Origin of the sequence: Adhaeribacter pallidiroseus (assembly GCF_003340495.1) — a bacterium.
Classification (GTDB): Bacteria; Bacteroidota; Bacteroidia; order Cytophagales; family Hymenobacteraceae; genus Adhaeribacter; species Adhaeribacter pallidiroseus.
The window spans coordinates 3,920,479-3,941,257 of record NZ_QASA01000001.1; the positions used below are offsets into that span (position 1 = coordinate 3,920,479).

General features: G+C 41.2%; 16 protein-coding genes and 1 pseudogene. 9 read left to right on the forward strand and 8 right to left on the reverse strand.

Annotated features, from left to right (window positions below):
* The first annotated feature begins 35 nt into the window (after positions 1-35).
* The 5 genes from AHMF7616_RS15665 to AHMF7616_RS15685 all read left to right on the forward strand — a co-directional run bounded on the left by AHMF7616_RS15665 (position 36) and on the right by AHMF7616_RS15685 (position 3,416).
* Positions 36-242, forward strand: coding sequence for a hypothetical protein (locus AHMF7616_RS15665; protein WP_115373745.1), 207 nt, complete (start codon positions 36-38; stop codon positions 240-242).
* Positions 235-1,290 (forward strand): AAA family ATPase, encoded by a 1,056-nt coding sequence (locus AHMF7616_RS15670; protein WP_115373746.1) that lies wholly within the window; start codon positions 235-237, stop codon positions 1,288-1,290. The genes AHMF7616_RS15665 and AHMF7616_RS15670 overlap by 8 nt, the downstream gene beginning before the upstream one ends.
* 66 nt (positions 1,291-1,356) lie before the next feature.
* Entirely contained in the window at positions 1,357-2,343 is a 987-nt protein-coding gene (locus AHMF7616_RS15675) for a DUF6371 domain-containing protein (RefSeq protein ID WP_147275696.1), read from the forward strand.
* Between the two features lie 264 nt (positions 2,344-2,607).
* Complete coding sequence (locus AHMF7616_RS15680; protein ID WP_115373748.1) at positions 2,608-2,946, forward strand: hypothetical protein; 339 nt, start codon at positions 2,608-2,610, stop codon at positions 2,944-2,946.
* Entirely contained in the window at positions 2,889-3,416 is a 528-nt protein-coding gene (locus tag AHMF7616_RS15685) for a hypothetical protein (protein WP_147275697.1), read from the forward strand. The genes AHMF7616_RS15680 and AHMF7616_RS15685 overlap by 58 nt, the downstream gene beginning before the upstream one ends.
* 16 nt (positions 3,417-3,432) lie before the next feature.
* On the opposite strand, the pseudogene AHMF7616_RS15690 reads toward AHMF7616_RS15685, so the two are convergent.
* A pseudogene (locus AHMF7616_RS15690) lies at positions 3,433-5,681 on the reverse strand (KAP family P-loop NTPase fold protein).
* Positions 5,682-6,186: 505 nt separating this feature from the next.
* Here AHMF7616_RS15690 and AHMF7616_RS15695 point away from each other — a divergent pair.
* Positions 6,187-8,313: a tape measure protein gene (locus AHMF7616_RS15695; RefSeq protein WP_233507597.1), complete on the forward strand. Its 2,127-nt coding sequence runs from the start codon at positions 6,187-6,189 to the stop codon at positions 8,311-8,313.
* Between the two features lie 167 nt (positions 8,314-8,480).
* On the opposite strand, the gene AHMF7616_RS15700 is transcribed toward AHMF7616_RS15695, so the two are convergent.
* Positions 8,481-8,924 (reverse strand): hypothetical protein, encoded by a 444-nt coding sequence (locus AHMF7616_RS15700; protein WP_115373751.1) that lies wholly within the window; start codon positions 8,922-8,924, stop codon positions 8,481-8,483.
* An 884-nt stretch (positions 8,925-9,808) separates the two neighbouring features.
* Between AHMF7616_RS15700 and AHMF7616_RS15705 the strand changes: the two genes are divergently transcribed.
* Positions 9,809-11,080, forward strand: coding sequence for an alginate lyase family protein (locus tag AHMF7616_RS15705; RefSeq protein WP_115373752.1), 1,272 nt, complete (start codon positions 9,809-9,811; stop codon positions 11,078-11,080).
* A 206-nt stretch (positions 11,081-11,286) separates the two neighbouring features.
* Here the strand turns inward: AHMF7616_RS15705 and AHMF7616_RS15710 are convergent, their stop codons facing one another.
* Both AHMF7616_RS15710 and AHMF7616_RS15715 read right to left on the reverse strand, forming a co-directional pair.
* Positions 11,287-11,541 carry a hypothetical protein gene (locus AHMF7616_RS15710; protein ID WP_115373753.1) on the reverse strand — a complete coding sequence of 85 codons (255 nt, stop codon included), beginning with the start codon at positions 11,539-11,541 and terminating at the stop codon, positions 11,287-11,289.
* Positions 11,542-11,679: 138 nt separating this feature from the next.
* Positions 11,680-12,342, reverse strand: coding sequence for a potassium channel family protein (locus AHMF7616_RS15715; RefSeq protein ID WP_115373754.1), 663 nt, complete (start codon positions 12,340-12,342; stop codon positions 11,680-11,682).
* Between the two features lie 9 nt (positions 12,343-12,351).
* Here AHMF7616_RS15715 and AHMF7616_RS26450 point away from each other — a divergent pair, with 9 nt between their 5' ends.
* Positions 12,352-12,519 carry a hypothetical protein gene (locus tag AHMF7616_RS26450; protein WP_158546187.1) on the forward strand — a complete coding sequence of 56 codons (168 nt, stop codon included), beginning with the start codon at positions 12,352-12,354 and terminating at the stop codon, positions 12,517-12,519.
* Positions 12,520-12,851: 332 nt separating this feature from the next.
* Here the strand turns inward: AHMF7616_RS26450 and AHMF7616_RS15720 are convergent, their stop codons facing one another.
* Positions 12,852-13,433, reverse strand: coding sequence for an alpha-ketoglutarate-dependent dioxygenase AlkB (locus AHMF7616_RS15720; protein WP_158546188.1), 582 nt, complete (start codon positions 13,431-13,433; stop codon positions 12,852-12,854).
* A gap of 233 nt (positions 13,434-13,666) precedes the next feature.
* The gene (locus tag AHMF7616_RS26190; protein ID WP_147275698.1) at positions 13,667-13,855 is read right to left on the reverse strand and encodes a hypothetical protein; all 189 of its coding nucleotides are present in this window, start codon (positions 13,853-13,855) and stop codon (positions 13,667-13,669) included.
* A gap of 179 nt (positions 13,856-14,034) precedes the next feature.
* On the opposite strand from AHMF7616_RS26190, the gene AHMF7616_RS15725 reads away from it, so the two are divergent.
* Positions 14,035-16,437, forward strand: a complete 2,403-nt coding sequence (locus AHMF7616_RS15725; RefSeq protein ID WP_115373756.1) for an SBBP repeat-containing protein — start codon at positions 14,035-14,037, stop codon at positions 16,435-16,437.
* Positions 16,438-16,521: 84 nt separating this feature from the next.
* On the opposite strand, the gene AHMF7616_RS15730 is transcribed toward AHMF7616_RS15725, so the two are convergent.
* Positions 16,522-19,491, reverse strand: a complete 2,970-nt coding sequence (locus tag AHMF7616_RS15730; RefSeq protein WP_199474247.1) for a DNA polymerase III subunit alpha — start codon at positions 19,489-19,491, stop codon at positions 16,522-16,524.
* Positions 19,488-20,651 (reverse strand): DNA polymerase IV, encoded by a 1,164-nt coding sequence (gene dinB, locus AHMF7616_RS15735; protein WP_115373757.1) that lies wholly within the window; start codon positions 20,649-20,651, stop codon positions 19,488-19,490. The genes AHMF7616_RS15730 and dinB overlap by 4 nt, the downstream gene beginning before the upstream one ends.
* Positions 20,652-20,779 lie beyond the last annotated feature (128 nt).

The following is a 20,779-nucleotide window of genomic DNA, read 5'->3' on the forward strand; positions in this document are numbered from 1 at the left end:
AGTCCTATCGCTAATTCACTTTAAAATACAAAGATATGAGCCGTCCTCTATTCGACAAAAAAGAAGTAGAATCTTCTAATGTTAAGTTGCAATCATTTCTAAAAGCAGTTCCCTACCTCACCTTTTCCGATACCGGATTAAAAAACATTGCCGGCCGTTTTGGGATTACCCTGGAAGAACTTAAAGAGCATATAGCAAACTTCGAAAACGAAAACACCGGGAAAGGAGGGCAAAATGCATAATGAAAGCTCCCACATTAACATCGATCCCGATTTTGATTATAGCATTTTTGAAGAAAGTAATGAATCTTCCCAAGAAGTTACGGGAGAACAGTTATTAAGTGAGGAAGTAAAAGAAATGGATTATCTAATCCAAAATCTTTTACCCAGAACAGGGATAGCAGCACTGGCCGGAGCTTCCGATACAGGTAAAAGCATGCTCCTTAGATATTTATCAATTTGCCTGGTTGCAGGGGTCGAATCATTTCTCGGGTTCTTATTTAACACCGTCCATAGAAGCTGTATTTATGTCTCTTCAGAAGATGGTCGTGAAGCCACCTCTTTTCTTCTTCAGCGCCAAGCAAGCCAATATCTGCCGGCCGTACTTCAAAAGCTCAGGTTCATATTCGATTATGAAGATTTACTGGAGAAACTTGACTCTAGCTTAACAGCTAAGCCTGCGGATTTAATTATAATAGATTGCTTCTCCGATGTGTTTGGCGGAGATTTAAAGGATACCCAAAAAATTAGAACATTCTTAAATCCTTATCAAAAGCTTTCTGAAAAACATAAATGCTTTATTTTATTTCTCCATCATACAGGTAAACGAACTGAGAATTTTGAACCTAGTAAAAACAACCTATTAAGCGGCCAAGGCTTTGAGGCCAAAATGAGGCTTGTTATAGAGCTCAGGGCCGACTTAATGAACCCTACTCAAAGACATCTTTGCATTGTTAAGGGCAACTACCTCCCTGCTCGATTTAAGAAGGAAAGCTTTGTCCTGGACTTCGATGAGCAAAACTTCACTTTCTCCAACACCGGGGATCGGACACCTTTCGAGTTACTGGTAAAACAACCAGAAGGAGATAATAGCCGCACTAAATACGAACAAGCTAAAGCCCTGAAAGAACATGGGCATAGCTATGAGAAAATAGCGCAAATGATAGGTTATGGTAGCAAAGGCAGTGTTTCAAAGCTGTTTGATAAAGCCGAAAAAAATGGCTGGGATACTGATGTTTCCTCTCCTGTTTCCAATGGAAACAAAGGAAACGATAACGGAAACGATCTATAAACAAATCGTTTCCTGTTTCCTACGCCTTAGTGTTTGGAAACAGGAAACGCAAAAAAGCCAAAAATTATGAACCAACACAGATATATACTAGATCCTAAAGGCAGGAAACATACTTGTATTAGCTGCGGTCAAAAAAGAGCTGTTCGGTATATAGACAAACAAACTTCGCAGTATTTACCGGATCACTACTCAAGATGTGACAGGGAGATAAATTGCACCTATCACCTCAATCCTTATAAAGATGGATTTGTTAAAGCTTTAGAGGAAAATGGCGATTTAAAGCGTTTCCTGTTTCCGCGCACTAAGGGAAAGGAAACAGGAAACGCTAAGAGACAAGATTTAATTAAGCCCTCATTCACTGATAAAACTGTATTTATTCAAACACTGACTAACTATCAATCTAATAGTTTTTGCTCTTTCTTGATAAATCTATTTGGTTCGGAATTAACAACTACTCTTGTAAGTAAATATTTTGTTGGTACTTCTGACCACTGGCCCAACAGTACAATATTCTGGCAAATTGACACTAAGGGCAAGATTAGAGGCGGCAAAGTAATGTTGTATAACCCGGAAACAGGGAAACGAATTAAGGCGCCTTTCAATCATATTAGTTGGGTACACTCTACCTTAAAAGATGAAAATTACAAACTACAACAGTGTTTATTCGGGGAACACCTTCTAAAAACAGATCCACATAAACCAGTTGCCTTAGTTGAATCTGAAAAGACTGCCATCATTGCCAGCCCCTACCTGCCAGAGTTTATCTGGCTTGCTACCGGAGGCTTAAGCAATTTCACCCTTGAGAAATGCAAAGTATTGGCCGGCCGCAACGTGGCCTTATACCCGGACCTGAACGCTTACGATAAGTGGAATAATAAGGCCTTGGAATTTGCGCACCTAGCTAAATTCAAGATATCCGATTTCCTGGAAACTACCGCCACCGAGGAAGAACGGTGCCAAGGTTTAGACCTAGCAGATTACCTTATTCGCTATGATTACAACGAGTATCAATTCATACAAGAATATCCATCAACTATTAAACAAGCAGCTTAAAACTGTAAACATGATTAATTCATTATAACTCTTATTATGGGTCGTTTAAAACCAGCTATACTAAAACAAATAAAGCAAAGAGAACCATCAAAGAACCCTAGGTTCATTATTGAAAAGGGAGGTGATCTAGTGCGCCACATACCCCAGGACCCGAGTTTGCGCGGTAGCCTAACTAAGTCTAATACTTATAAACCGGAATCTAATGGTTTAGATTAGAATGAAAATATTATTTAAAAAGTGGGGTATCGAAAAAAGTGTAGCACAATGGGAGTTGAGTATCGAAACGGGAAACCGTATCTGTATAAAAAGGTAAGAAAGAACGGAAAAGTTATTTCCGAATATGTATGTGGGGGCGCCTTGATTTGGGCCCTTGTTGACCTTCAAGAGTACGACCAACTGAAAAATAATGAGATAAAAGAAGCTACGCGGAAGGAAAAAGACCTGCAACTGCAAGCAGATCGAGAAATATACATGCTGGAGAAATCCTTAAAAGAAATAATGAATCAAGTAGCTGTAGCTAACGGCTACCATAAACTTAACGGACAATGGAGAAGGAAACGCCAAAAACAACGGAGAGTAAAACCCGATTCGACCAACTACTAAAACTTTGTAATGATCACGAAAACCCCAATGAAGAATACAGGGAAGAATTACATGATCTTATTCATTCTAATCAGGACTTTAGAAAGCGCATGCAACTTCATGAGGGCTGGTATCCTATGGTGTTGAGAGCGAGGATTGAAAAACTAAATTTTAGCGATACGCTGAAGGAGGTGCTTTATGTAAAATGTGCTCAGCTTCGAGAGGAGCTAGGTTATGCAACTTCTAATAAATTGGAAAAGCTGGCAATTGAGCAGATCGTCCTTTGTTGGGTTAACCATCATCACACTGACCTTGGTCATGCGGATAATCTTACTAAACCTCATAGTAAGGACATTGGTTTGTATTGGGAAAAACGGTTAGCATATTCCAGCCGGCGTTACGAGCGGGCTTTAGAATTGCTTTCTAAAATGCGGAAAATGAAATTGGTTGTTCAAGTAAATAACGCCACTAATCAGATTGTAAGCAATTAACCATTAACTACAATTATTAGGTTAGCTCACTTTTATTTTTATACCAATATACGAATTGATGAATTAGGTTTTCATCTGTCTGCAAATGGTTAAGACTTATATAGGTCTCAACAGTTAAAGTTGGGACCCTTAGGAGCTTACATATAGTTTTATAAATAACACTTGGATCAAGAATTTTAATTAACCAATCATAAGATTGTTCATTGAAATCGCCATAAAAAGGTTCAGGATGGGCTGAGCTGTGAATAAATGGAACAAAGACCTTGAGTAAGTATCTTACAGTGTCTGGCTTTAATTCCAAGTGATCTGATACATATTCAAATAATGCAGTTTTATCAAATTCAATTGCTAAAACCTCTAACATAAACTTAGATTCATAAGTATAAGTCTCCCAAATTGGTTTAGGAGATGAATTCTTTTTAGCTCGATCAATTAGATTTCCAGCCAGTTCTTTATTTTGCTCATGTTCAAATATTCTTCCTGCTTCATCTTGATCGTTCCTGCAGCAATCAAATACCTCATAAGCAAATCTAAATGAAGTTGACTCTTGTATAATCCATTTGACAAGATCAAATCTTAATTCTTCACCAACCTGGTTCTTTATTAACTGAGAAATAAAAATTGCTGCCTGAGAGAATGGACTAGAATAACCAAAAATAGATCGATCATCACGTGGGAAATAATCGCCAAGCTGGCCAAATATTTTAACAAGAGCTACTGATGTAACATTGTCAAAGTTTTTCTCTTTAAATCTAAATTTTTGTAGGAAGTTTTTGGGCAAAGAAGATTTTAAGAGTTTAATTGTAGGTTCCACCATTTTGATATATTCCTCATGCCCAATTTTTTCCAAAAGAGAATCAAATTCTACATCGGATACATCACCTTCTATAACCGTGTAGGTGAAATATCTATTAAAATATTGATTTGATGATATTCTTTTTTGGATATATCGAGAATCTGAATTATTTCTACTCGAATCGTAAAACCATCCTTTCGCCCATACATTTTTCAAATTGGGGAATAAATCTATTAAAGCTCCTTTAGCATTTGCTACTTCGTCTAGGCTATATCCCTTGGCAAAGTATTCAAATAAGGACTTAAACTTGCTGGTCTTTTCATCTTCTTGCCCCTGTTTCCCTGAACGAACTTCATAATGACCTATAAAATACTCAGGTTGATTTCTAGCAAATTCATACATTTCAGGATAAAATACTCGCAACGCTTCGACAAGAAGTAAATCTACATAATTAACTTCTCCCTTTAAAAGAGGTAAGGAAAATGATAAAGTGTTTCCATATCTAACTGCTAAGCGAGGGGTATTTAGTCTTATCAAGTAGTTTGATGAAAATTTATTTGCAAATTCTTTTAATTCTTGACCAGTCATCTCAATCCTACTAGTATTGATTGATTGCTCTACCAACTGAAAACAATAATCTTTAAGTGCTGAACTTTGAGCTAGTGGTAGCTTTAGTGGAATTTGAACAATTTTTTCTAGAAAATTTAAACCAGCTTTTTGATCACCGGCCCCAAACCTCTCTCCTATTGCTGAGGCTACCATGTGCTCATCGAAAGAAAGGACATAAGTAGTGTATGCAAAATCTCCTGTTAATTTGACTAACCGGAAAATAGCATGAATTTCTGTTTTTTCGAGACGATCAATGTCATCTATAAAAATTATAATTCTTTTTCTATTATCGGTGAGTAGTTTCTCAATTCTTATTTTTAATTCATCAACATCAACATTGGAAAGTGCATTACCTATAGTTTCAGCCACTTCGCCTGCCCCAAAAACCGAAACTATTTTTCCATATTTTTGAATTATATCTCCAATTGATTCTTTTCTAGTTTTTAATGGCTCTTTTGGGTTATCCAATTTATATGCTACCCTCTTATACCAGCTCGTTAAACCCTTTTGTTTTTCAGATTTGCTTAAAGTTTCCTCTGTCGTATTTTCAGGTATAGAGTCCTTTAATTCTTTTGCCAAGGTATTAAAAAAGGAAGTAAGGAGTGCAGCTTCATCCGTGAAGCGCCAAGGGTTAAAAGTAAAATGGATTATAGTACCCTTTTGGAAGTCAAGTTCGCGCTTTATGAAATTTAATACGGATGTTTTACCTTCCCCCAAGCACCATAAAGTCCAATAACAATACTATCGCTACTGTTCCTTTCTATTATGGTCTCGGCAATCCTTTTAGAGAAACTATATCTTTGAAATTTATCTTCATTCTCTTCATTAATTGGCTTATCTGATAAATATGTTTCTTCCATTTAAAATAATTTGGTCTTTAAAATCTTAATATAAGTCATTAAACTGGAAAAACTAATACAAAAACCATAGCCATTACTCCAATTCTATTCTTAAAAACTTTTTAAAATCGACCTTCTAACAAAGAAAAAAGTGGCAATTAATACAATTTAACTATCTAATTTACTGTATTTTAAACTAAATTTTACGTAAATTTAAGTAGGATAAAATAGAAGAAAGCGTATGGCAACATTAGCTAGTTTAAACGTTGTAGTAGGTGCGGAAATCCGGGCCTTTGAAACAGGTATGGGCCGGGTGGGTGACGTACTAGGGCAAGTAGGCCGGGAAGCTTCTGCTGCCGGTGCTAGTATCGGGGGCGCTTTAACTGGGGGCTTTGACAAGGCCGCGAACGCTGCTAATAACGCCGCTACCAGCTTTGCGAATGTAACAAAGAATTTTAAATCATTAGGAAGTAGCATATCTTCGGTTGGTGAAGGTTTTACTAAATATTTAACCGCTCCTTTAACTTTGTTCGGTGTCGGTGCTGTAAAATCAGCCGGTGATACCGAAGCCTTAAAATTAGGCTTAGAAGCGGTAACCGGTTCAGCAGAAAAAGCAGGCAAAAGATTTAAAGAACTCCAAGAATTAGCCAAGCTACCCGGATTGGGTTTAGAGCAAGCCGTAGAAGCCGATATAAGTTTACAAGCCACCGGATTAGCAGCCGAAACCAGTGCCAAGTCTATTAAGCAGTTTGGTAATGCGATTGCATCAGTTGGTAAAGGCCCGGAACAGTTAAAGCAAGCCTTGTACGGGGTACAACAATTAGCTAATACTGATTTTCCTTTAGGCGAGGATTTAAATATTATCAAAGAAGCCGTTCCGCAAGTATCTAAGTTATTAAAAGAAGCTTTTGGTACTGCCCGTTCCGAGGAATTGCAAAAGTTAGGCGTTTCCTCGCAAGAAGTTTTAAGTACAATCCTAACCGGCTTAGAAAAATTGCCCCGCGTAGCCGGTGGCATCAATAATACATTTACCAATGTTTTTGATGGTATAAAGCAGAACTTGAGCGCCTTTGGTGAATCCATCGTTAAAAACTTAAATGTGCAGGCAATTGCCCAGGGCTTTTCTGCGGCATTAGATAGTATTACCAATGCCTTCACTAATCTAAGCCCTAGCGTTCAAAAGGGTATTCTCGTTTTTGCTGGCTTGGCAGCGGCAATTGGCCCAATTGCTCTTGCAATCGGAGGGGTAATAAGTATATTGCCTACATTAGCGGCCGGATTCGCAGTAATAACAGGGCCAATAGGGTTAGCAGTTGGAGCGATAGCCGCAGGAGCGTACTTAATCATTTCAAATTGGGAATCCGTAACAGCCTACTTTAAAAATAGTGGATTAGCCTCCGTTTTTTCAGAATTAGGTAATGCAATTTCGGGTAGTATAAATGCTTTAGTTGACTACATTAAAGACTTTGCTAATAGTGTAAAACCTATTTGGGAGGGGGTAACAACTTTTCTAGGTTCAGCTTTAGGTCAAGGGTTAAAATTTGCAGGAACCGTACTAAGTTCTGCATTCAATGTATTTACCCGGGTTTTGCAAACTTTTGGTGCAGTATTTAGAGGTGATTGGCAAGCGGTATTTAATGGCATTGGTAATATTACTGTATCTGTTTTTAATGGAATTACTAAAATATTAACCGGTTTCGCTTCAGGTGCTATTCGCATTGTAGGCAGCATTGCAAAGGCATTAGGTACCAAAACTTTAGCTAACACTTTTGAAGGAGGCGCCGCCGCGGTTGAGAAATTCGGTAAAAGCTTGCAACTGGCTTACTACGGAAATGAAACCTTAGTAAAATCTAATGAATCAGTTGCAAAATCATTTGAACAAGTAACCAAAGCTGCTCAGCAGACTTTTATTCGTACTCCTAAAGTTGCCAAAGGTAAGGATCCTAAGAAGCAGGATCCGGGAATAAAAGACTTGAATTATCATTTATCTACTACTGGGTTTAATAAAGCGATAGATGATATTGAAGCTTTAAACGATAAAGTGGGTAATGGTAAAGGTTATGAAGTACCTATAAAACTCTCTTTACCTCAAAATATTGCTGCTGAATTTGGTGCATTTAAAGCCAATATAGCCGCTCAAATGACCGGCGTAGGTGATGTAGTCTTGGAAACTACCGGCTTAGTACAACAAGCATTGGGTGACACCTTTGCTTTAATCGGAGAAACTTTAGGGCAGGCTATTTCGGGAAATTTCCAAGGTATACAGTCGTTTTTTAAAGGATTTTTAAATATAGTATTTGACTTTGCGGCAACTCTCGGTAAAACCTTAATCGGTTTGGGGCTAGCTACTTTAAGCTTAAAGCAATTAGGAATTAATCCTGTGGCCGCTGTCATAGCTGGAACCGCCTTGATTGCTTTGGCTGGTGCAGCGAAATCTTTACTGGGTAAAGGCCCTAACTTTTCTGGCGGTGGGAGTTCAGGTGGTGGTGGCTCTGCAACAGGTAGCCGGCCGGCCTACAATAGTCCGGCATCTGGCTCAAATTACCAAGCGCCGCAAAGTGCCACAAGTAGCACACAAGAATTTAAAATTAGAGGAACCGATTTAGTTGCCGTTATAAAACAAACTGCTTTTAATAAAGACCGCGTGGGGTAGGTAAGAGTATGATATATAATCCAACCCTATATACGGGCGGTGCTTTACCTCTAGCCAGTGCATGGCTTACTAAATAATCAACCAATGTCAGCAAACTATTGGGCTTGGTCTAATAAATAGGACACGCAAAAAAATCTTGACTTACCAACTAGATTTACTAATGCAGGCTACTTTACTGAATAAGTAACCGGGTACTGACCGAAAGAATTAATTACTTTTAGAATATCCTGGTAAACAACCATATTCGGACTACCTTTCATTCCACCATATTGCCAGTCAGATAAATCGGTAGCTTTTGTACCGGCTAAGGGACTGGCTTTTATGCCTAATTTTAATCTTACCACGACTTGCCCACTATCTGATACGGATGAATTGACCACAAAAGTGCAGTTTAACCTACTTGTATCTTTTTGGCCGGTGCTAATAGTGTAAAATGTAGGATCAGACTTATCAATTGTGAAGCCGTTAGCGGCCAGGTGTTTACCCCAGGCGGTGAAAGCCTCAGCAACGGGTAAGCTGGTGGCAATAGTGATCGTGTTATCTTTCTTGGCTTGCGCGTATGCGGATAAGGAGAATAAAACAAAGAATAAGAGGGTGCAGAATCTTTTCATTATGGGGAAATATTAAGGGAATGCCAATATATGGAAAAGAAATAGTCCAATCAATAAATACCATTAACAGTGATAAACCAGTTATACTGTAATGCTAGAATACTATTTTTAGTCTATGAGTTCTCGTCAAATGTAGAAGAATTAGTTGCTAGCATTTCGGCTCAAAATTTAACGAATTTAACGAGCTAAAAAGAACGAACCACTTGCTAAGGTTTAACCATAATCCAATGAATCCAACTTGCTAAAAAGGACAAGTAGTGAAGCTAGCCAATTCGCATTTTGGATCCATCTTATTGAATAAGTACGATTATAAATTCTCATAAGAATTGAGTTCTCTTGCATAATAAAAAGGGCCGGTTAATAGGATTGTAAAGAGTTTATGTAACCGTAAAAAAGGTGAGAAAAGGTGAGGAAAAACTACACACGCGTGTAGTAATGCAATAATTACCTGAAGAGTTGGCTACTGATCGGAACGGCAACAGCTTAAACGAACCGGCAAAGAACAACAACCACGGTTGGGACCCGCTTCGGTATGTGGCTTTAAATCACTTGCAGGTAGCCACCGCCCCTAACCGGATAATGTCTAGGAGTTTGGGGCAGAGGAGTAGTAACAGACATTATATGTGATTGATAATAGGAAAAGAAATAGGGATAGGGAGTTTAGGTAGAGTAAGGTAAAATATTTAAGGAGGCGGATCAGTTATAGGCGATTGGGAAGGGATATCTTTATAAAAATGGAGCATTCAGTATAGAAACGATAAATTTTTAATTTATTATTAGATAAATAGTTATAAAAACAAGAAAATACTTAAATATAGGTATTGCGATGTAGGTTTTTTTCCTAATATTTAAGAATCGTTTAACTCTCAATTCTTAAATTTTTTATGAAACACAATTTCCGCGCTAAGAAGGTAATCAGTATTGGATTGCTTTTTATTTTTACATTACTTAATGGTTGTAAGTTTGATACGGTTCCAGAGCCTATAGAAACGAATCAAACAAATTCTTCTAACTTAACTAATTTTATTCATCCTGGTATTGTTAATACGCAAGCAAGTTTAAACTCGATCACTCAGCTTAATGACCCTTCAACGGCTCGTACTTCCTCCTATAACAACCAGGTAGCTGCATTTAACAACCAATTTGTTTACAGTGATGTTCAAGCTTATTTGAATGCGTTGCCAACTAATGCAACTGTAATGGTGAGAGCCACTGGCAGCGTACCCCTCTCAGTAGATCCACAACAAAGAGAAGGTACAATGAGGCAACATTCCGTGCTGGCATATTCCTACGCATTAGCTTACGTCCGGACCGGTCAATCCTATTTTGCAGATAGAGCAAAATTTATAATTAACCGATGGGCTTCCAAATTTGGTGAGTTTGATTACTACAAAGTTCATGAAGATGGTAAACCGGATACACAAGATGAGCAAATGGCCCTACAAGCCGCTTGGGTAGCCCCAAATTTTGCGGCAGCCGCTGAAATTATAAGATATTATAAAATAGGTGGAACTCAGGCACCCGTTGGTTTTTCCTCCACTGAATTAACGAATCTTGCTGCCTTTTTCAATACCCTCAATGGTTATCTAAATACATACATATTGGTAACCGGTCCCTTAAATGTAAGTGGTAAATTTCAAAATAAATACAAATCGAATTGGGGTACTTCTGCGGCTTATGCTCAAATGGCGATGGGTGTCTATTTAGAAAGTTCTACTATTTATCAGAGCGGTTATGATTACATTAAAGATTTAATGCCCTATGTAATAGCTAATGATGGTGCTATGCCAGAGTTTTGTACGACAGATTGTTGGCACCCCCAGTATACATTAACGGGTCTAGCATATGCAGCTGAAATTGCACGCATTCACAGTGATAATAGCATATTTGAATTCAATAGTCGGCTTATGAACAAGGGATTTAATTATGCAGCGGATAGATATGATGGTGATGCTGATACCTGTCACGAATGTAGTACTGATACGTCAGATAATGGAAAACACAAAGAAGTTTATCCTGGCGTAGAACTGGGTTATCGGTATTATAATTTATCCAAAATAGGTACATTACGCACAGAATATGTTACTCATTTTGGCAAAGCAGATTATAACTTTTTTGGATTTACAACTTTTACTCATTATGGAGTAGCGCTATAAATCTTCAATAACAATATCATTAAAAAGCCACTCTTCCGGGTGGCTTTTTTATTAACCTAAAAATATAAAATCACAATCCTCTATATTTTCGCTGTTTATTCGGCTTGGGTCGCCATTTCTTATAAATCCATTCCCAAATGGTCCAGATGGCAATTATTACATAGATAAAAAGAATAAAAGCTATAGGTCATAACCACTATTTCATTTCAATAATCAATTAATTGGGTTAAATCTATTGTCTCCAGGTAGGGATCTAACATGTCTTGGTTGCTAAATCCTCTTACCATAAAGAATTTAGAAGTAGCCGTTTTGTACCAAATTTCAGCATAAAATTTACCTATAGCGTACAGAACAATACTGTAATCACCGCTGACACGAATTTGAATAAATTGACCTTGATCTAAAACAAGAGCTACTTTCTGCTCCTGATTGCACCGATTGAATTGGACTATATTGAACATGGCATATTAGTTTAATATATAAAATACTAAATATTATGCCATACTTTGCTTTGCTTCTAAAAAATAACTTAAAACAACCTTAATTATTATATTAATAGTACTATTTTGAATTAGAAATGAAACGGATGGGATTGCGATTTAAATAGTGTCTTTTTTCCCTTCAATAAACCAAGAAGCCACATAGGCGGTAAAGGTACCGAACAAACCCACTCCCACCGTCATTAGCAGCGCAGCAATAAGTCGGCCTTCGGTTGTTACCGGAAATTTGTCGCCATAGCCCACGGTAGTTATAGTCACATACGCCCACCACAAGGCATCTTCCGCCGTCTTAATGTTACTATTGGGATCCGTTTCTACCTGAAGAATAGCAATGGCTGAAAAGATGACCATGAGCACGGCAATAGTGGCAACAGCGGAAAAGGTACCTTGTACTCTATTCTTAAAGATATGATTTACTAAGTGTTTTGTTGAACGAAATGCTCTTAAGATTCGCAGTAATCTTATCAGCCGGATAGCTCTACCAGCTCGTAAGAAGTCCACAGCGGGAATACTGGAAATCAGATCAATCCAGCCCCAGCGCATAAATTTAATTTTATCTTCCGCCTGATAGAATCGGTAAGTAAAGTCAGCCAGGAAGAATACACAAATAGCATTATCTAGTAAGCTAAGTATTTGGGAGATTTCAGTAGGTAGTTTAAAAACGGTTTCGATAACCAATGCACCCAGAACATAAATGGATAAAACTATGATCAATAAATTAAGCAATCCTAATCTAGGCTCCGTACTTTGAGGCTTTTCCATTTATCCTAAATGAACTATGCTGTTGAAGGTAATAAACGTGCGGCTAAGCTTTATTTTGATGTGATAGGTAAGCTTAATCTAAGTGATGAAAGCAAACCGGCTGTAATAAACCAACAGAATAACTACATTCAGCTCAACAGCATTTCTATTAGCCAAAATACGGTGAAGCAGTTGTAGCCGGAACAGATAAACCAGATTGAGTTAATTATATTTTTTTATAATCATATAGGTCTCTTCATAATAGAAACATGGTTTGGCATAAACTTTACATGTGTGTTTATCAACCCTTACCAGCCGACCATCTACTCCAATTGTGAAACCATTAAATCTAACATCAATAAAACCATCCGCGCTTATAGACCATAATCCAATCACTGAATGTAATATTTTGTACAATCATGAGTATGGGTAATTCCTGTGCTACTAAGGATATATGTCCTATCTGGTCTGAAAGTCCAGGTAAAATCAGTCATAGGAGCATTCTGCAATATCCAATTATCGCCTTTTACTTACTTAGTATTCACATGGTTAGGAAAATGCTCTTGTAACATTTTGGCCACTTTCCCTTCTGGGTTAAGCGGTTTCACTTTTTTCAGGATTACCTTGCGGTATGTAATAGATAACCTTCTTCCCCGATGTTTTACCTGACCCTCCACCATATCTTTTTTGCGGGGAGGAATGGAGTGATTCCATTTATATCTGGCATCATCTTGCATCACATATACCGAGCGCCGGGGAACCTCCACATCTACCACGTCCCCACCGGCAATTTTGATAAAACGCATGATGCACCCACTGCCCAGATTAACCCCACAAATTTGGTTTTCGAAATAGTTCCGATCTTTATGCGGGCGGAGTCCCTCTCCCGGCGCATATTCATTGATGATAACCTGGTCGGGTGGAATCGAGACAATATGCTGTTCTACCAGGTTTTCGGATAATTGATGAATGAGCAACGGCATCGGAACCGGAAAGGGTATGAGACTATAAGGCTTTTCCAATTCATTGCGGTACCCATAGTATTGCAACCTTCTATCGTAATCCACCACCCAGGTTTGGTGATCAATTTCCTGGATCAATTCCGCCTCCATGGCTTCACTGATAAAATCAGGGTAAAGGAGCAAACCTGGTACTGGTGTTTCCATTTTCAATTAGATTAGCAAGTTCGTTGTAAAAAGGTAAGAGGCAAATGATTTACAAAGGGTAACGACTCTTAGGAAGTTAAGTTGGCAAAGTGGCACCAAAAATCAGCAGGAAATTCGTTAAAACACCCCAATAAAACAGCCACTCTCCCCGGATAGCTGTTTTATTTCCTTTTATTGATTTAAAAACTTCCTAGGGCAACAGGCAAGCTCTTATCTCGCTCTACCGGGGTTCTTACTTTATTTATCGTCCGGTATAATCTAGCACAGGCAAGGTAAAAGGCCACGAGTAGAGCGCCGTATATCACAATCCGGGCTAAGGTCATGCGGATAATTTTACCTTTGCGTGTCAGGTTATTATAGAGTTTCATAGTTTAGCTATTTATAAATTTGGAAACTAGTAAATACTACTGGTAGTTCATCCACCTTATCAGTTTGTAATACAAATCCTAGATATGCATTGGATTTTGGCTCGAGTAAGAAAGAAAATATTTCTCGAGAAGAATTATATGTTGCTTGCGGCTGGTATAGATACTAAATAGTAAGCGGCATGAATAAACTATTTACCCTAATAACACTACTTTGGCTGTACCTGCAAGGTTCTGCTGTTTTTGGACAGGAGTGGCAATGGGTGAAAAAGGCGGGGGGTAAAGGGACCGATTGGGTCACCAGCATTGGGGTAGATGCGGCCGGGAACAGTTATATTACCGGGGCCTTCGAAGACACCATTCACTTTGGGGATTTGATCCTGAAGAACAGGGTTAATGATATTTACAAAATCTACTATGATATCTTTCTAACCAAATATGATACGGATGGCCAGGAAGTATGGACTCGCCAGGCTGGCGGTGGTAATTCCGAGTGGGGCCGCGCCATCGCCGTTGACCCAGCAGGGAATAGCTATCTAACCGGCAGCCTGGAGGGGAAAGCTGTTTTTGGTAATATTAATCTTCCAGATAAAGGGTTCGGAACGTATCTAGCTAAATACGATACCAACGGCAAGGTTTTATGGGCAACCAACACGAGTAGTACTCTGGCGGAAGGATATGGGATAGCTGTAGATAATCAGGGGAATAGTTATGTTACCGGGTGGTTTCAGGAAAGAATCGCTTTTGGTTCTATTATCTTGACTGGCCCGGAACTGATTGAAAAACCGTTTCTTGCCAAATACAACCCCAGTGGCGAGGTAGTCTGGGCGAAAACGTTTAGTGGCGAAGGTATCGGTTTGAGTAATGATGTAGCAGTAGATGCTCAAGGAAATAGTTATATCACCGGATATTTTGACGGAAAGGTTTCTTTTGGAACTAAGCCACTACAAGCAATTGGAAACAGTGATGCTTTTTTAGTCAAGTATGATCCCAGTGGCAATGTAATCTGGGCTCGTCAGGCAAGTACAAGTTCAGGTCCGTATGCGATGGGGGAAGCCATTGCCTTGGATAAAACCGGAAACTGCTATCTGACCGGGCTCTTTGTGAATGAATTAACCTTGAATGACCTCATCTTAAATGGCAGTGGACAAGAAGATGTGTTCATAGCCAAATATGATGCGAACGGGAAGGTTATTTGGGCTACCAAAACTGGGGGAGCAGGTGCGGATATAGGCAAGAGCATTACCGTGGATGCGACTGGTCAAGTTACGATTGCGGGTAGTTTCAATCAACTAGTTCAAGTAGGCGCTACCACCTTGAACAGTGTACAGGATGAAGATATTTTCCTGGCGCACTATAATGCCAATGGCGAGCCAGTCTGGGCTTTGCAGGCGGGAGGTTTAAATGTAGACGGATTGTACCTTGATCTTGCCCAGGATGGTCAAGGAAATAGTTATTTGACAGGAGCATTCGATGAAACCGTAGATTTTGGAGCTAAAGAAATAACCGCTATCGGCTCACCAGATTTGTTTATCACCAAGGCCAGGCCACCCGCCGCCGCTACAATGAATCTTTCTTCCTTGCCAACGACCAGTATTTGTGCGGGTTCTACTATAGCCATTCCGTTTACGACTACGGGTTACTGGGCGGAAGGAACTAGTTTTTTGGTAGAACTTTCGGATGCCAGTGGTTCGTTTGTTGCACCAATAGTGATCGGTACGGGTCCAACTAGCCCGATAGAGGCAAATATTCCTCTAGAAATTATAGCCGGTAGTGGTTACCGGATGCGGATCATCGCCTCTACGGGTTTGATGAGCGCAGATAATGGCCTTGATCTGACTATCACGGCCCTGCCAGAGGTAAGTGCTGGAGCGGACGAAACGGTGTGTGCTTCAGCTAGTAGTTTCTCGTTGAGCGGCTTTAGTCCGGCCGGAGGTACCTGGTCGGGTACGGGGGTAAATGCACCCGGCGTATTTACGCCTGCGCTGGCCCAAGTCGGTACCCATACCCTTACCTATTCGGTACAAAAAGGTGCTTGTAGCTTCAGCAGCACTAAAACGATTACCGTGGTAGTTCCCACTAGTATTATGGCAGCCATTGTCCCTACGGAATGTAGTTCGGTTTCTACTACCCAAGCCTATGCTCCTTTTCAAGCCACCTTTACCAACCAGACTAAAGGCGCTACTGGTTTTTTATGGGACTTTGGGGATGGGAACACATCGAATGAAGAAGCACCTACTCACGCCTATACCCAAGAAGGAAAATATAAAGTCACTTTAACCGCGTTGTTTGGGAATGAGTGTAGCCAAACTAAGGAAATTACGGAGGTGGTAATACGCAAAAAGCAAGACTTACCAAATGTATTTACGCCGAACCGGGATGGTTTAAACGACACCTTTGCTTTTAATATTACTTGTTTATCCGTAAACCTGAAAGTATTCAATCGGTCGGGAACACTCGTATATGAGCAGGCTAATTATCAAAATACCTGGGATGGGGGCAGTCTGTCGGATGGCATATATTATTACCAACTTACCACAACTAAGGGTTCCAGTTGGAAAGGCTGGGTAGAAATTATCCGGTAAACCCGTATTAATTACCGTTTCCTGTTTCCAAACACTAAGGCGTAGGAAACAGGAAACGCTAAAACTGTACAAGGCTTTTCTGAGCTAGGTGATATCCGCCAGTTTCAAGTTTGTGGCGGGCTGGTGTTTCTCCTGAAAAGGCAGTTTGTCCATCTTTTCTACTTCCATACTGGGGAACCCAAACTCTGCTGTAATCTTTCCTAGCAGCAGGTACACGCCAGGGCCTTTAAAGGGCCAGTCTTTTAAGGATGGAGGAAAGTTAACGGTATCAAAGAAGTTATTCTGCGTATCCAGAAAAGTACCAAACTGCATGAGTTCTCCCCGGATGGTGCGGACTTGTTTCGTTGTGACTAATATACCCAACATGCGTACTTTCCTTCCGGTATACTGCGCCATGGCAGCCGCTAGTACATCCCCCCGGTATTTCGTTTTCAGCAGATCAAAATAAGACAGGCTCACCGGGAAGCCCAGCAGTTCTAACTCATCCCAGGCTTTATCTACCAACGTATAGGTTAAACTGGGTAAATGAAAATGTTTCTGCGGCGCTTGAAATAAAACCGCTTCCGCATCCAGGTTGCTTTTATGACCGAGCAAGTAAAGTGCTTCCCAGAGCAAGTGTACTTTACTCTGACCCGTAAAGCGAAAAGCATCGATGCGGATCAGGATTTCTACCTGTTCTTTGGTAATCTGCGTACGCTTGATAAAATCTTCTAGGCTAGTATAATGTCCCTGTTGAAGGCGCTCCGTTACGATTCTTTGACATGCTTGCTGCTCCAGGTTCTGGATATGCACTAGGCCCAGGTAAATGTCCTGCTGGTAAATAGTGGTGGTAAAGAGGCTATGATTCACGCAGGGTAAGTGAATCATAGCACCCGCTTTCCGGGCTTCCTGCACGTACACCCACGTTTGGTAAAACCCGCCAAAGTTGTTAATCACGGCTACCATAAACTCCAGCGGGTAGTAGGTCTTCAAAAATAAGCTCTGATAGCTTTCCACGGCGAATGAAGCCGAGTGCGCTTTAGAAAAGGAATAACCCGCGAACGATTCAACCTGCCGCCAGACCTCGCGGGTAATGGCTTCCGGGTAGCCTTTCTCCCGGCAGTTACTAAAAAACTTATCGACTAACTTCTGAAATTCTTGCTTGGAGCGGGACTTACCGCTCATGCCCCGACGTAATACATCGGCATCGGCCAGGTCTAAGCCGGCAAAGTGGTGGCAAACTTTTAAAACATCTTCTTGGTAAACCATTACCCCATAGGTTTCTTTCAACTGTTCCCCCAGCACCGGATGAATGTGCTCAATCTTGTCCGGGTGGTGAAAGCGCTGGATATACGCCTTCATCATGCCCGATTTGGCCACGCCCGGCCGGATAATGGAACTAGCCGCTACTAAAGACAAATAATTATCACAGTGCAGTTTTTTGAGCAAACCCCGCATGGCTGGGCTTTCAATGTAGAAGCAGCCGATGGTATCCCCGGATTTTAACTGTTGCCGGACTTTCTCGTCGGTTTTAAAGCGGGCTACTTCGTGCGCATCAATCTTGAGTTTCTGGTTTTGCTGCACCAGGTGCACACATTCCTTGATGTGGCCAATACCCCGCTGGCTTAAGATGTCGAGCTTCTCAAAGCCGATGCTTTCCGCTACGTACATGTCCCACTGGCTGGTCGGCATGTTTTTGGGTGGTAAATCCAAAGCGGTGTAACAAGTCAAGGGTTGCTCGGAAATAAGTACGCCGCCCGCATGAATGGAGCGTACGTTGGGAAAGTCGGTGAGCAATTTGCCGTATCGGAAGATTTGCTGCGTATACTGGTTTTGATTCGCTCCCGCTGCGGGATTAGCTACTAAAGCATCGAGTTCACTTTTAGGCAACCCGTACACCTTACCTAGTTCCCGCAAAATAGCGTTTTGCTGAAAGGTACTCATGGCTCCTAAAAGAGCGGTATGTTCCCGGCCGTAGCGTTTAAAGATGTAATCGAGTACCTCGTCCCGTTCGTCCCAGCTGTAATCAATGTCAAAATCAGGGGGCGAGGTGCGCTTGGGATTGAGAAAGCGTTCGAAGTACAAGTCCAGTTCTATGGGATCTACGTCGGTGATACGTAAACAATAGGCTACCACGCTGTTCGCCCCACTGCCCCGGCCAATGTGGTAAAAACCGCGACTCATGGAGTAGCGGATCACGTCCCAAGTAATGAGGAAATAAGCACTAAAGCCAAGTTTATCAATAATAGTTAGCTCGTGTTCTACCCGTTGCCGGGCTACTTTATGCGTAGCCCCATAGCGCTGGCGCAAGCCGTCCTGGGCTAATTTTTCCAATAGCAGTTTATCGTCGTAAGCGGTGGCAGAAAAAAGGAATTTGTTCTTGCGGCTGCTGAAGTCGAAAGTAAAACTGGCTTGTGCGACCAGCTTTTCCAAATTGCTAATCAAACTAGGAAAACGCTCGTAACTTTTGCGTAACTGATTAGCCGGTAGAAAAGCGGCATCCTCATTTAGAGCATGCTCCGGAGTAAGTTGGCTGAGTAAGATGTTATGGTCAATGGCCCGTAAGTGGCGGTGCAAGGCGTATCCTTCTGGGTTCTCGTAAGTAAATACCGGTTGCATCACTAGCTTATCCGGATAGTGCCGCAGGTTAGAGAATTGCAGCTTGTTGAGTTCGTGGGGCCGCACTCCAATGTATTCATTCTCTTGAAGCGCTTGGCTAGTACCCAGGGCAAAAGGATAAATAACCATTACCTGGTTAAAAGCAGGTGGTTTATCGGGTAATGCTTCTTGCAGCAGTTGATAGTGGCTCAAAAAAATATTTAGCTCTTGAAAACCCGCTTGGTTTAAAGCCACGCCGGTGTATAGCAGTTGATTATCCCGCCGAAATTCTATGCCTACTACAGGCTGGATACCGAGTTCGCGGCAGGCGGCTACAAAAGGAAACACGCCCGAGGTATTATTAATGTCTGTTAAGATTAAAGCTTTATAGCCTTGCTTCACGGCAGTAGCCACTACCTCTTCCACCGAGAGGGTACCGTAACGCAGACTGTAGTACGAATGAACAAAGGCCATCATAACTTTTTACCCGTTAATCCAGCCGCTCGTTTAACCGCTTCGGCGCCGTAGCGATGGCGGATCTTGTCCATCGCCTGGTAGAGGTTCACCAGCTCCGTAGTATCTTCAAATAAATCAATCTGCTGAAAGCCTTGCACCAGATGGCTTAATCTTACCCCCAGTAAGCGAATCAGCATGCGCCGGTTATAGAGCTTCTGGAACAACTCTTTGGCTTTGCGGATGAGGATGTGATCGGCGGCGTTGTAGGGGATCATCATCTGCTGGGTATGCGTATCAAAGTTGGCGTAGCGAATCTTCACCGTAATACAACTGGTTAGCTTCTCCTGTTGCCGCAGTTCAAAAGCCAGCTTTTCCACCATCGACACCAGCAAGTTATTCAGGTAAGCAACATCAGTGGTATCCGTGCTAAAAGTGCGCTCGGTACTAATGGACTTTTGCTCCGAATAAGGCACCACGGGCGCTAAATCAATGCCGTTGGCCTTTTCCCAAATAGAGATACCTTCTTTACCCAATACTTTCCGGATCACGTCGGGAGGAATCATGGTGAGCACTTCAATGGTGGGTACGCCCATGTTGCGCAAGAGCTGGTAGTTCTTCTCGCCCACGCCGGGTATTTTGCGGAGAGAAAGTGGCGAGAGAAAAGGTTTTACCTGTTCCTGTTGGACTTGTAAGGTGCCGTTGGGTTTGGCCTGGCCCGTGGCAATCTTGCTAACGGTTTTGTTAACCGATAAACCAAAGGAAATGGGTAAACCCGTTTCTTTCATAATCAAGTTCCGAAGTTCGTTCGTCCACTTCCAGGTACCAAAGAAACGGTCCAGGCCGGTGACGTCCAGGTAGTGCTCGTCAATCGAAGCTTTCTCGTAGATATCGGCTTTAGCGGCAATCACTTGGGTAACGTCGGCCGAGTACTTGCTGTAGGCTTCCATATCGCCCCGCATAATGAGGGCTTCCCCGCAGAGTTGCTTGGCCATCCGGATCGGCATGCCGGCGTGTACCCCGTAACGCCTCGTTTCGTAACTGCAACTGGCTACCACACCCCGATCGGATAAGCCGCCGATGATTACCGGTTTACCCACCAGTTGGGAGTTCCGTAATCGCTCCACCGACACGAAGAACGTATCCAGGTCAAAGTGCGCAATGGTGCGATTTTCCGGCAGCATATATCACGAAACAGCTAAGAATACTATTGGGTAGATACTAATAATGTTAGCAATAACGTAATAAAATATACAAAAGCTAAATATTTGAGAATTATTTTTCTAAATACCCCTAAAAACTAATATATTTA